Source organism: Streptomyces sp. NPDC101151 (assembly GCF_044768335.1).
Lineage (GTDB): Bacteria > Actinomycetota > Actinomycetes > Streptomycetales > Streptomycetaceae > Streptomyces.
Map to the genome: position 1 here is coordinate 298,327 of NZ_JBIWPP010000002.1, position 12,991 is coordinate 311,317.

10 protein-coding genes are annotated in these 12,991 nt (G+C 71.0%); 4 read left to right on the top strand and 6 right to left on the bottom strand.

Going from position 1 to position 12,991, the window contains the following annotated elements:
- Positions 1 to 282: 282 nt before the first annotated feature.
- From ACIRU3_RS04460 to ACIRU3_RS04470, 3 genes are read left to right on the top strand one after another with little or no spacing between them, the layout of a single operon-like run.
- On the top strand, positions 283 to 1,434 hold the full coding sequence (locus tag ACIRU3_RS04460) for a Gfo/Idh/MocA family protein (protein WP_404051186.1): 1,152 nt from the start codon (positions 283 to 285) through the stop codon (positions 1,432 to 1,434).
- Entirely contained in the window at positions 1,431 to 2,582 is a 1,152-nt protein-coding gene (locus ACIRU3_RS04465) for a dihydrodipicolinate synthase family protein (RefSeq protein WP_404051188.1), read from the top strand. Before ACIRU3_RS04460 ends, ACIRU3_RS04465 begins: the two co-directional genes overlap by 4 nt.
- A complete protein-coding gene (locus ACIRU3_RS04470; RefSeq protein WP_404051191.1) occupies positions 2,579 to 3,415 on the top strand; it encodes a sugar phosphate isomerase/epimerase family protein in 837 nt (278 codons plus the stop codon). Before ACIRU3_RS04465 ends, ACIRU3_RS04470 begins: the two co-directional genes overlap by 4 nt.
- A gap of 15 nt (positions 3,416 to 3,430) precedes the next feature.
- On the opposite strand, the gene ACIRU3_RS04475 is transcribed toward ACIRU3_RS04470, so the two are convergent.
- The 6 genes from ACIRU3_RS04475 to ACIRU3_RS04500 form a co-directional block, all read right to left on the bottom strand.
- Positions 3,431 to 4,354: an aminoglycoside phosphotransferase family protein gene (locus ACIRU3_RS04475; RefSeq protein ID WP_404051193.1), complete on the bottom strand. Its 924-nt coding sequence runs from the start codon at positions 4,352 to 4,354 to the stop codon at positions 3,431 to 3,433.
- A gap of 262 nt (positions 4,355 to 4,616) precedes the next feature.
- The gene (rbsD, locus tag ACIRU3_RS04480; protein WP_404051196.1) at positions 4,617 to 5,006 is read right to left on the bottom strand and encodes a D-ribose pyranase; all 390 of its coding nucleotides are present in this window, start codon (positions 5,004 to 5,006) and stop codon (positions 4,617 to 4,619) included.
- Entirely contained in the window at positions 5,003 to 5,905 is a 903-nt protein-coding gene (locus ACIRU3_RS04485; RefSeq protein ID WP_404051199.1) for a ribokinase, read from the bottom strand. Before ACIRU3_RS04485 ends, rbsD begins: the two co-directional genes overlap by 4 nt.
- Positions 5,906 to 5,993: 88 nt before the next feature.
- Positions 5,994 to 7,943 carry a substrate-binding domain-containing protein gene (locus tag ACIRU3_RS04490; RefSeq protein WP_404051202.1) on the bottom strand — a complete coding sequence of 650 codons (1,950 nt, stop codon included), beginning with the start codon at positions 7,941 to 7,943 and terminating at the stop codon, positions 5,994 to 5,996.
- Positions 7,933 to 9,453, bottom strand: a complete 1,521-nt coding sequence (locus tag ACIRU3_RS04495; protein WP_404051205.1) for a sugar ABC transporter ATP-binding protein — start codon at positions 9,451 to 9,453, stop codon at positions 7,933 to 7,935. The genes ACIRU3_RS04490 and ACIRU3_RS04495 overlap by 11 nt, the downstream gene beginning before the upstream one ends.
- Positions 9,450 to 10,487, bottom strand: coding sequence for a LacI family DNA-binding transcriptional regulator (locus ACIRU3_RS04500; protein WP_404051206.1), 1,038 nt, complete (start codon positions 10,485 to 10,487; stop codon positions 9,450 to 9,452). Before ACIRU3_RS04500 ends, ACIRU3_RS04495 begins: the two co-directional genes overlap by 4 nt.
- A gap of 139 nt (positions 10,488 to 10,626) precedes the next feature.
- On the opposite strand from ACIRU3_RS04500, the gene ACIRU3_RS04505 reads away from it, so the two are divergent.
- A complete protein-coding gene (locus ACIRU3_RS04505; RefSeq protein WP_404051209.1) occupies positions 10,627 to 12,882 on the top strand; it encodes an ATP-dependent RecD-like DNA helicase in 2,256 nt (751 codons plus the stop codon).
- Positions 12,883 to 12,991: the final 109 nt, after the last annotated feature.

The window sequence follows — 12,991 nt, forward strand, 5'->3', positions numbered from 1 at the left end:
ACAGGCCGGGCACGGTCACGGTTCCGTGCGGTGTCGTGCAGACCTTAAGGCCAACCGCCCGGGTTGTTCGCCCCCTCGAACAACTCGAAGAGGACACGGTCTTGTACAGACCAGTGTCGAGAGGCTAGCGTCTACGGATAGAAAGCGCTTGCTGCATGGGTTGCTGCCGATGAACTGCCGACGGACTCCCGACGAATCTCCCGGCGAAACTCCCGGCGAATCCGCCGCCGACGACGATGCTGATGCTGATCGGGGCGCGCGGCGCCCACGAAGGGGACTGACGTGACACGCAAGACGGTGCGTATCGCCATGAACGGCGTGACCGGGCGCATGGGCTACCGCCAGCACCTCGTCCGGTCGATCCTCGCCCTGCGCGAGCAGGGCGGCCTCGACCTCGGCGACGGCACCGTGCTGTGGCCGGAGCCGATCCTGCTCGGCCGCCGCGAGCGCGCCCTCAGGGAGATCGCCGACCGGCACGGTCTGGAACACATCTCCACCGACGTGGACGCCGTTCTCGCCGACCCGGCCGTCGACATCTACTTCGACTCCCAGGTCACCTCGGCCCGCGAGGAGTCGATCAAGAAGGCGATCGCGGCCGGCAAGCACATCTACACCGAGAAGCCCACCGCCACCGGCCTCGACGGCGCCCTCGGCCTCGCCCGGCTCGCCCAGGAGAAGGGCATCAAGCACGGCGTCGTCCAGGACAAGATCTTCCTCCCCGGCCTCCTCAAGCTGAAGCGACTCGTCGCCGGCGGCTTCTTCGGGCGGATCCTGTCCATCCGGGGCGAGTTCGGCTACTGGGTCTTCGAGGGCGACTGGCAGCCCGCCCAGCGCCCCTCCTGGAACTACCGCGCCGAGGACGGCGGTGGCATCGTCGTCGACATGTTCCCGCACTGGGAATACGTGCTCCACGAGCTGTTCGGCCGGGTGACCTCCGTCCAGGCCCTGGCCACCACCCACATCCCGCAACGCCGGGACGAGAACGGCAAGCCCTACGACGCGACGGCCGACGACGCCGCCTACGGCGTCTTCGAACTCGAGGGCGGCGCCATCGCCCAGATCAACTCCTCCTGGGCGGTACGGGTCAACCGCGACGAACTCGTCGAGTTCCAGGTCGACGGCACCCAGGGCTCGGCGGTCGCCGGTCTCCGCAAGTGCCGTGCCCAGCACCGCTCGGCCACCCCCAAGCCCGTCTGGAACCCGGACATCCCCGCCACCGAGGCCTTCCGCGACCAGTGGCAGGAGGTCCCGGACAACGCCGAGTTCGACAACGGCTTCAAGGCCCAGTGGGAGCTGTTCCTCAAGCATGTCTACGCCGACGCGCCCTACCACTGGGACCTCCTGGCCGGCGCCCGTGGCGTCCAGCTCGCCGAGCTGGGCCTGAAGTCCTCGGCCGAGGGCCGCCGTCTCGACGTACCGGAGATCGCCCTGTGAGCATCCGACTCCCCGACCCGGCCGGCGGGCTGCGGACGTACGAACCGCGCACCGAACCGCTCGCGGTGACGCCCGGCACCCCCTTCACCTCCCGCACGGTCTTCTCGGCCGCGCACGTCGTCGCCGACCCGTTCGCGGACACGACCCCCGACTCGCCGGCCGCCGTCGACTGGGACGCCACCCTCGCCTTCCGCCGGCACCTGTGGTCCCACGGCCTCGGGGTCGCCGAGGCGATGGACACCGCCCAGCGCGGGATGGGCCTGGACTGGGCGGGCGCGGCCGAGCTGATCCGCCGTTCGGCGGCGGAGGCGCGCAGCGTGGGCGGCCGTATCGCCTGCGGCGTCGGCACCGACCAGATCACCGGCGGCACCCCGGCCGAGATCCGTGCGGCGTACGAGGAGCAGCTCGCGGTCGTCGAGGAGTCCGGCGCGCAGGCGATCGTCATGGCTTCCCGGGCGCTGGCCGCCGCGGCCCTCGGACCCGAGGACTACCGGGAGATCTACGGCCGTCTTCTGCGCCAGGCGGCAGAGCCGGTGATCCTGCACTGGCTGGGACCGATGTTCGATCCGGCGCTTGAGGGCTACTGGGGGTCCTCCGACCTGGATGCCGCGACGGACACCTTCCTGGAGGTGATCGCGGCCCACCCCGACAAGGTCGACGGCATCAAGGTCTCGCTCCTGGACGCCCGGCGCGAGATCGACCTGCGCCGCCGCCTCCCGCCGGGCGTGCGCTGCTACACCGGTGACGACTTCCACTACCCCGAGCTGATCGCGGGCGACGAGAAGGGCTTCAGCCACGCCCTGCTCGGCATCTTCGACCCGCTGGGTCCGCTGGCGGCCGAGGCGGTACGGGTTCTGGACACGGGCGACGCGGACGGCTTCCGCCGGTTGCTCGACCCGACGGTCGAGCTGTCCCGCCACCTGTTCCGGGCCCCCACCCGCTTCTACAAGACGGGCGTGGTCTTCCTGGCCTGGCTCGCGGGCCACCAGACCCACTTCACGATGGTCGGCGGCCTCCAGTCCGCCCGCTCCCTGCCCCACTTCGCGCGGGCCTACGAACTGGCCGACGGTCTCGGTCTGTTCCCGGACCCGGGACTGGCCGAGGAACGGATGAAGAACCTGCTGTCGTTGTACGGGGTGAACCCATGAGCACCGGACTCGAACGCTGCTCCATCAACCAGATGACGGTCAGACAGCTCTCGCTGCCCGAACTGGTCGACGGCTGCGTGCAGCTGGGCGTACCAGGGGTGGGCCTGTGGCGCGAGCCCGTCCGGTCCCACGGGGTGGAGGCGACCGCCAAGCTGGTCCGCGACGCGGGCCTGGCGGTGACCACCCTGTGCCGTGGCGGCTTCCTCACGGCGATCGACCCGGATGAACGCGCTGCGGCGCTGGCCGACAACCGCCGCGCGGTCGACGAGGCGGCCACGCTCGGCACGGACACCCTGGTACTGGTCTCCGGCGGCCTCCCGCCCGGCTCCAAGGACCTGCGGGCGGCACGCGAGCGCATCGCGGACGCGCTGACGGAACTGGCCCCGTACGCCGAGGACCACGGCGTGCGCCTGGCCGTCGAACCGCTGCACCCCATGTACGCGTCCGACCGCTGTGTGGTCTCCACCCTCGCCCAGGCCCTGGACCTCGCCGAGCGCTTCCCCGCGCACCAGGTGGGCGTGACGGTGGACACGTACCACATCTGGTGGGACGACCAGGCTCCCGCCCAGATCGCCCGCGCGGGCGCGGGCGGCCGTATCCACACCTTCCAGCTCGCCGACTGGACGACCCCCCTGCCCGAGGGCGTTCTCAACGGCCGGGGCCAGATCGGTGACGGCTCGATCGACATACGGGAGTGGCAGGGGTACGTGGAGCAGGCCGGCTACACCGGCCCGATCGAAGTCGAACTGTTCAACGAGGGGTTGTGGGCCCGGGACGGGCGGGAGGTGCTGGGGGAGACGGTGGAGAGGTTCGTGAGGCACGTCGCCGGGTGACACCGCGGCAGCGCTTCACGCCGTTCCGAACCATGCCTGGGCGAGCGAGGGCAGCGTCTCCTCTGCGGGTGTGCCCAGTTCCCTCATGTACCAGGGGAGGTCGCTGTACACGTGCAGCAACGTGTACGCGAGCAGTTCGGCCGGCTCGAAGACGCGGCCGTATGCCCCGGCGAGCCGGGCCAGCAGGTGTGGATCGCCGCGGGTGACGAACAGGCCGACGCCCACGAAGTCGTACGCGCGGTCGCCGATCATGGCCGGTTCGAAGTCGAAGAGCCCGGTCAGGTGCCGGCCGTCGGGATCGACGAGGAAGTGCTGCCGCATGACCTCGGTGTGCAGCAGGGAGCGGTGCGGGGCGCGCGGCAGGGCGACCGAGGCGAGGAAGTCCGGGATCTGCTCCAGCCAGGCGGCCGGCAGTCCGCGGGCGCGCTGCTGAGCCACGGCACCGGCGCTCCGGCGGTCCACGAAGGCGCCCCAGTCGCCGGGGCCGAGGACGTCCGCCAGGGGATCGGGGCCCAGGGAGTGCAGCTCGGCCAAGGTCTCACCGATCTCGGTCACCAGCCGTTCCTGATGACTTCGGGGCACCCGGGCCCAGGTGTGGGCCAGGTTCTCGCCATGGAGGCGGGACATCAGGACGTACCGCCAGCCGTTCTCGTAGGCGCCGAAGTCATGCACCTGCGGTGTCGGTACCGGCAGCCGTCCCTGGAGGTGGGCGAGGACGCGCCCCTCGGCGATGCCGTCGGCGGCAGCGGCTTTGGGGAACAGCTTGAGCACGTGCTCGTCACCCACCGCGTAGACCGGCTGCGACCCGTCCGGGAAACGGGTCAGCGGTGCGCCGGCCAGGCCGAGGCGGGCACAGAGGTCCTCCGCTCCCGGGCGCATCACCGTCTCGTCGGGGACGACCGCGTCCCGCTCCTCGTCCGTTTCCACCAGGGGCAGCATGACCGGGACCGTAGACATCCGGCTCCCGGCCGGCAACGGAATTTCACGGCCCTCGCGGGTCCCGCAGAAAATCTTGAGACGGCGTGCAACCCTGCCGCCACTCCACGTGTCGTAGCTTGCATCAGGACTTCCGGTGGGGGACCCGGGGGGGATCAAGAGGTCCTGATACGGAGGGGAAAGCCGAAGGGGCGTGCCCGGTCGACGGACCGTGCACGCCCCCTCGTAGATTTCAGGGCGTCGGCGCCCTCGTGGCTTCAGGGCGTCAGAAGAACACCCCGCACCGCAACAGCACGTTCGCGTACGGCCGTGCCTCCCCGGTGCGCACCACCAGCCGCGCCCTCGCCGCAAGCTCCTTGAGCCGCTCGTGCGGGACCAGGGCCAGGCCGGGGAAGCGCCCGGCCAGCAGCGCGGCCGCCGCCGGATTCGAGTCCCGGACCTCCGCCGCCGCCGTGGCCCCCTCCACGACCAGCTCCTCCAGCAGCCCGTCCAGCACCTCGGCGAAGGACGGCACACCGGCACGGAAGGCGAGGTCCACGACGTGCGGCCCGTCGGGTATCGGCATGCCCGCGTCGCACACCAGCACGCCGTCGCCGTGGCCCAACTCGGCCAGCGCTCCGGACAGATGGCGGTTGAGGATGCCCGCCCTCTTCACAGGGCGTCGGCCTCGGCCAGGGTCGGGTACGACTCCTGCGCGCCCCGCTTCGTCACCGCCGCCGCGCCGACCCGGGCCGCGTAGGCCGCCGCCTCGGCCAGGGCGGAGCCCGAGCCCAGCCGCCAGGCCAGGGCGGCCGTGAACGCGTCGCCCGCGCCCGTGGTGTCCACCGCGTCCACCTTCACCGACGGCACCCGGGTCAGGCCGGAGGAATCGCACACCAGCGCCCCCTCCGCGCCCAGCGTCACCACCACCGAGCGCGGGCCCTTGGCCAGCAGCAGCCGGGCCCAGTCCGCCGGTTCCTCGCTCACACAGGAATCTCCGAGGATCACCCGCGCCTCGTGCTCGTTCACGATCAGCGGGTCGCAGGCGGCCAGCACCTGAGTGGGCAGCGGGCGCGGCGGTGAGGGATTCAGCACGAACCTGCTGTCCTGCGCGAGGTTGCGCACCACCTCGACGACCGTCTCCAGCGGGATCTCCAGCTGCGCCGACACCACCCGTGAGGCGAGGAAGAGGCTGACGGCGGCCCGTATGTCCGCGGGCGCGAGCCGGGCGTTGGCGCCGGGCGAGACCACGATGCTGTTGTCCCCGGAGGGGTCGACGGTGATCAGCGCGACGCCCGTCGGTGCTCCGCCCACCAGCACGCCCACCGTGTCCACCCCGGCCGCACGCTGCGAGTCCAGCAGCAGCCGGCCGTGGGCGTCGTCGCCGAGCCGGGCCAGCAGCACCGTACGCGCCCCGAGCCGGGCGGCCGCGACCGCCTGGTTGGCGCCCTTGCCGCCCGGATGGACGCTGAGGTCACCGCCGAGCACCGTCTCGCCGGCGGCCGGCCGCCGCTCGACGTCGATCACCAGGTCGGCGTTGGCCGAACCCACGACCAGGAGGTCGTAGTCATACATGGAAGTGACTCCCCTGAGAGATGACCCGAGGCGGGCGGCCGCCACCCATCGTGCACGACCGCACGCCCGTTCGCCGTAGCCGGCCTCGTCAGCCGCTGAAGCCCGCCACGTTGTCCTTCGTGACGACCTTCACCGGCACCTTCACCGTCGGCTCGACCTTCTTGCCCTGAACGGCCTTCAGCGCGTTGTCCACGGCGATCCTGCCCAGCTGGGTCGGCTGCTGCGCCACCGACGCGTACAGCGTGCCGCCCTTGACCGCCGTCAGACCGTCCGGGGTGCCGTCGAAGCCGACGACCTGGACCGACCTGCCTGCCTTGGAACCCAGTGCCTTGATCGCGCCGAGAGCCATCTCGTCGTTGGCCGCGATGACGCCCTGGACGTCCGGGTGGGCCTGGAGCAGGTTCGACATCACGTCGAGGCCCTTGGTGCGGTCGAAGTCGGCGGGCTGCTGGGCCACGACCTGGATGCCCGGGTAGGCCTTGAGCCCGTCGGCGAAGCCCTGCGCGCGCTCCCGGGCGGCGGACGTGCCCGCCTGGCCCTGCAGAATCACGATCTTGCCCCGGCCGCCCAGCTTGTCGGCGAGCGTCTTGGCGGCCAGTTCGCCGCCGGCGACGTTGTCGGAGGCCACCAGGGCGTCCACGGAGGCCTTGTTGACGCCCCGGTCGACCGCGATGACCGGGATCCGCGCCTTGTCGGCCGCCTTCACCGAGTTGCTCGCCGCGTCCGAGTCCACCGGGTTGACGATGATCGCACCGAGGTTCGAACTGGTGAAGTTCTGCAGCTGGTTGGCCTGCTGGGAGGCGTCGTTCTGGGCGTCCGTGACGGTCAGGTCCACGCCCAGCTTCTTCGCCTCGGCCTGGGCACCGGCCCGGATCTGCACGAAGAAGGGGTTGTTGAGGGTGGACAGCGACAGGCCCATCCTCGGGGTCGTCGAGGACGAGGAGCCGCTGTGCAGGAGGGAGGTCGCACCGACGATCGCCACGGTGACGACGGCCGCGAGCGCGTACGTCACCGCCTGCTTGCGCTTGTCGCCCCCGCCGCCGGTGGTCACCGGGGTCGCCCCCGCCTTGCGGCGCACGGTGTCCAGCAGCACCGCCAGCGCGATGACGACACCGATGACGACCTGCTGCCAGAAGGCGGACACGTTCAGGAGGTTGAGGCCGTTGCGGAGGACCGCGAGGATCAGCGCGCCGATCAGCGTGCCGGACGCCTTGCCGGTGCCGCCGGCCAGCGAGGCGCCGCCGATGACGACCGCGGCGATCGCGTCCAGCTCGTAGCCGTCGGCGGCCTGTGGCTGCGCGGAGGACAGCCGGGAGGCGAGCACGATGCCCGCGACGGCCGCGAACACGCCGGACAGGGCGTAGATCGCGAGCTTCTGCCGCTTCACGCGAAGGCCCGACAGACGGGCGGCCTCCTCGTTGCCGCCGATCGCGTACATCGAGCGGCCGATGTAGGTCCGGCCGAGCACGAGCGCGGCGATCAGGCCCATCACGACCATGACCAGCACCGGCACCGGCAGCCAGTCGCCGAGGGTGTCCCCGAGGTGCGAGACCGAGTCCGGGAAGGGGATGGGGATGCCCCCGGAGATCACCAGGGACAGTCCGCGCGCCACCGACAGCATGGCGAGCGTCGCGATGAACGGCGGCAGCTTGCCGTAGGCGATCAGGAAGCCGTTGACCAGGCCGGCGACGATGCCGGTGGCGACGGCCAGGACGAGCGCGAGGGCGACCGGCACGCCGTGCTGCGTGGCGCTCCAGGCCAGCACGGTCGCCGACAGCGCGGCCACCGAGCCGACCGACAGATCGATGCCCGCCGAGACGATCACGAAGGTCACGCCGAAGGCCAGGATCGCCGTCACGGCCGCCTGGACGCCGACGTTGAGCAGGTTGTCCGCCGTCAGGAAGTCACCGGACAGCGCCGACAGAGCGATGACCAGGACGATCAGCGCGGTCAGCGCGCCGTTGTCGAGCAGGAGGCGGCGCAGGCCGCCCGGGGCGCTCTTCGCGCCCGGAGTGCTCTTGAGCGTGTCAGCGGCCACGGGGGGCCTCCTGTCCGTTGGTAGGGGTGCTCACGGCGAGGGACATCACCGCGTCCTGCGTGGCCTCGTCGACGGAGAGTTCGCCCGCGATCCGGCCCTGGGCCATCACCAGCACCCGGTCGCTCATGCCGAGCACCTCGGGCAGGTCGCTGGAGATCATCAGGACGGCGGCTCCGGCGGCCGTCAGTTCGTTGATCAGCTGGTAGATCTCGACCTTGGCGCCGACGTCGATGCCGCGCGTCGGCTCGTCGAGGATCAGCACCTTGGTGTCGGCCAGCAGCCACTTGCCGATGACGACCTTCTGCTGGTTGCCGCCGGACAGGGTGCGCACATGCTGGCCGAGCCCGGCCATCCGCACACCCAGCTGCCCCGCGATGCGCTCGGCGGCCGTGTGCTGCGCCCCGCGGTCCACCAGCCCGGCCCTGGTCGCCGACCGCATGGTCACCAGCCCCAGGTTCTCCTCGACCGAGGCGTCCAGCAGCAGCCCCTGGCCCTTGCGGTCCTCGGGCACGAGCCCGATCCCGGCCGCCATGGCCGCGTTCACGTCGTGCCGCCGCAGCGCGGTGCCGGCGACCTTCACGGCCCCCCGGTCGTACGGATCCGCGCCGAACACGGCCCGCACGACCTCGGTACGGCCCGCCCCGACGAGCCCCGCGATGCCGACGACCTCGCCGGCGTGCACCTCGAAGCCGATGTCGCGGAAGACGCCGTCGCGGGTGAGCCCCTCGACGGTGAGCAACGCCGCGCCCTTCTCGGCCCGCTCGCGCGGGTACTGCTGCTCGATGGAGCGGCCCACCATGAGCCGGACGAGTTCGTCCTCGGGGGCCGTGGCCGGGACCTGCCCGACGCTCTTGCCGTCCCGGATGACGGTGACCCGGTCGCCGAGGGCGGCGATCTCTTCGAGGTGGTGGGTGATGAAGACGATCCCGACGCCGTCCTCGCGCAGCGAGCGCACGATCGCGAAGAGCGTCTCGACCTCCTCCGAGGTGAGCACGGCGGTCGGCTCGTCCATGATCAGCACGCGTGCGTCCAGGCTCAGGGCCTTGGCGATCTCGACCATCTGCAGGCGCGCGATGCCGAGTTCGCGGACACGCGCGCGTGGCGACACCGGGACGCCCACGCGCGTGAGGAGGACCTCCGCCTCGGCCTCCATCCGCTTCCGGTCGATCATCCCGAACCGGCGCGGCTGGCGGCCGAGGAAGATGTTCTCGGCGACGGTCAGGTCGGGTACGAGGTTGAACTCCTGGTAGATGGTGGCGATCCCGAGGCGCTCGGAGTCCTGCGCACCATGGATGCGCACCTCCTTGCCGCCGGCCAGGATCCGCCCGGCGTCCGGGGTGTAGGCACCGGAGAGCATCTTGATGAGCGTGCTCTTGCCGGCGCCGTTCTCACCGAGGAGCACATGTACCTCGCCCCGGCGCAGGTCGAAGTCGACGCTGTCCAGCGCGACCACGCCCGGGAAGGTCTTCCGGATGCCCTCGATGCGCAGCAACTCGTCCGGGTCGCTCACGGCGTGCTCCTTTGCACTGGGGAGGGGGACTGCGAGGGGACGGGGGACTCGCCGCACGAGCGGCGTACGACGAGACGGGCGGCGAAGGTGACGGACGCGGGAGGCCGTCCCTCGATGCGGTCCACCAGGGCCCGTACGGCGGCCCGGCCCAGTTCGCCGGTGGGCTGGGCGATCGCGGTGATCGGCGGATCGGTGTGCACGAACCACGGGATGTCGTCGAACGCGGCCAGCGCGATGTCGTCCGGAACGCGCAGCCCGCGCGCGCGGATCGCGTCCAGGGCACCGAGTGCCATCAGGTTGTCCGCGGCGAAGACGACCTCGGGCGGCTCGGGCAGGTCGAGGAAGCCCTCGGTCACCCGCCGTCCGCTGTCGGCCTGGAAGTCGCCGTGGCCCGTATAGGCGTCCGGGAGGGGGATCCCGTACTCCGCCATGGCCTCCCGGAAGGCCTCGACGCGTTCGCTGCCGGTCGTGGTGGCCGCCGGTCCCGCGATGATCGCGAGCCGCCGGTGCCCGAGCCCGTGCAGATGGGCGACGAGATCCCGTACGGCCTCGCGCCCGTCGGCGCGTACGACCGGTACCTCGACCCCCGGGATCCACCGGTCCACGAACACCATGGGTGTCCCCGCGCGCGCGGCGTCCAGCATCAGCGGGGAGCCGCCGTCGGTGGGGGAGACGAGGAGACCGTCGATGCGGCGGTCCAGCAGATTCCGCACGTGGTGGTCCTGCAGGTCCGGCCGCTCGTCGGCGTTGCCGATGATCACGCTGTAGCCGAGCGCACGGGCCTCCTCCTCGACGGAGCGGGCCAGTTCGGTGAAGTACGGGTTGAGTACGTCGCTGATGACCAGGCCGAGGGTGTGGGTCTGGTCGGTGCGCAGGGAACGGGCGACGGCGTTCGGGCGGTAGCCCAGCCTCTCGACGGCGGCCAGTACGCGCGTGCGTGCGTCCACGCTGACCGACGGGTGCTCGTTCAGGACGCGCGAGACCGTCGCGACGGAGACGCCCGCCGCGGCGGCGACGTCCTTGATGCTCGCCATCGCCGGCTCCACCTCCTCGTGGAATCGATTACACAGCCATGTACAGAGGATTGGAATCGATTACACGGCTGTTAATCAAGACCTCAACGACTTGCTGAGACCGGATCGTGATGTCAGACCCCGCCGGTACCGTCGGATCATGGCTCAACAGGCGGGGAACTCCACGGGGGAGCGGCGGCTCGCCGTGCTCGAAGGCGTACTGGAGCGCATCACGTACGCCAACGAGGAGAACGGCTACACGGTCGCCCGGGTCGACACCGGCAGAGGCGGCGCGGACCTCCTGACGGTGGTCGGGGCGCTGCTCGGCGCCCAGGTGGGGGAGTCGCTGCGGATGGAGGGCCGCTGGGGCTCGCATCCGCAGTACGGCAAGCAGTTCCTGGTCGAGAACTACACGACCGTCCTGCCGGCCACCGTCCAGGGCATCCGCCGCTACCTCGGATCCGGGCTGGTCAAGGGCATCGGCCCGGTCTTCGCCGACCGCATCACCCAGCACTTCGGCCTGGACACCCTCAAGATCATCGAGGAGGAGCCGAAGCGGCTGATCGAGGTCCCCGGCCTCGGCCCCAAGCGCACCCGGAAGATCGCCGACGCCTGGGAGGAGCAGAAGGCGATCAAGGAGGTCATGCTCTTCCTCCAGACCGTCGAGGTCTCGACGTCCATCGCGGTGCGGATCTACAAGAAGTACGGCGACGCGTCCATCTCCGTCGTGAAGAACCAGCCGTACCGGCTGGCCGCCGACGTCTGGGGCATCGGCTTCCTCACCGCCGACAAGATCGCCCAGTCGGTCGGCATCCCGCACGACAGCCCGGACCGCGTCAAGGCGGGCCTCCAGTACGCGCTGTCGCAGTCCGCCGACCAGGGCAACTGCTTCCTGCCGGAGGAGCGGCTGATCGCGGATGCGGTGAAGCTGCTCCAGGTCGACACCGGACTGGTCATCGAGTGCCTGGCCGAGCTGGCCCAGCCACCGGAGGACGGCACCGATCCCGGGGTCGTACGCGAGAAGGTGCCCGGACCCGACGGCGACGCGGAGCCCGTCACCGCCGTCTATCTCGTGCCTTTCCACCGCGCCGAACTCTCCCTCTCCGCACAGCTGTTGCGCCTGCTGCGGACGGCGGAGGACCGGATGGCGGCCTTCCGGGAGGTCGACTGGGACAGGGCGCTCGGCTGGCTGAGATCACGTACCGGCGCCGACCTCGCCCCCGAGCAGGAGGCCGCCGTCCGGCTCGCGCTGAGCGAGAAGGTCGCCGTGCTCACCGGCGGACCCGGCTGCGGCAAGTCCTTCACCGTCCGCTCGATCGTGGAGCTGGCCCGCGCCAGACAGGCCAAGGTCCTGCTGGCCGCCCCCACCGGGCGCGCCGCCAAGCGGCTGGCCGAGCTGACCGGCGCCGAGGCCTCCACGGTGCACCGGCTGCTGGAGCTGAAGCCGGGCGGCGACGCGGCCTATGACCGGGACCGCCCGCTGGACGCCGACCTGGTGGTCGTGGACGAGGCCTCCATGCTGGACCTGTTGCTCGCCAACAAGCTGGTGAAGGCGGTGCCGCCGGGAGCCCATCTGCTCTTCGTGGGCGACGTCGACCAGTTGCCCAGCGTCGGCGCGGGGGAGGTGCTGCGCGATCTGCTGGCCGAGGGCAGTCCGATCCCGGCCGTGCGGCTCACCCGGGTCTTCCGGCAGGCCCAGCAGTCCGGCGTGGTCGCCAACGCACACCGGATCAACGCCGGGCAGCACCCGCTCACCGACGGCATGAAGGACTTCTTCCTGTTCGTGGAGGACGACACCGAGGAGGCGGGCCGGCTCACCGTGGACGTGGCCGCCCGGCGCATTCCGGCCAAGTTCGGCCTCGACCCGCGCCGGGACGTGCAGGTGCTCGCGCCCATGCACCGTGGCCCGGCCGGCGCCGGCACCCTCAACGGCCTGCTCCAGCAGGCCGTCACCCCCGGCCGGCCCGATCTGCCGGAGAAGCGGTTCGGCGGCCGCGTCTTCCGTGTCGGCGACAAGGTCACCCAGATCCGCAACAATTACGAGAAGGGGGAGAACGGCGTCTTCAACGGCACCGTGGGCGTGGTCACCTCGCTCGATCCGGTCGACCAGCGTCTGACGGTGTTGACGGACGAGGACGAGGAGGTCCCGTATGAATTCGACGAACTGGACGAACTGGCCCATGCGTACGCGGTCACGATCCACCGCTCCCAGGGGAGTGAATATCCCGCCGTGGTGATCCCCGTCACCACCGGTGCGTGGATGATGCTCCAGCGGAACCTGCTGTACACGGCGGTGACACGGGCGAAACGGCTGGTCGTCCTCGTCGGTTCACGCAAGGCGATCGGGCAGGCGGTGCGCACGGTGTCGGCGGGGCGGCGTTGCACGGCACTGGACTTCAGACTTCGCGACTCCTGACCGGCCTCTGACCAGGGCCGGCGATCCGCCTCACAAAAAATGATCGATCAAACGAGTCGCAAAGGTCACAGAACACTTCCAGATGCCGGTCGGAGGGGGCAGGATGAGC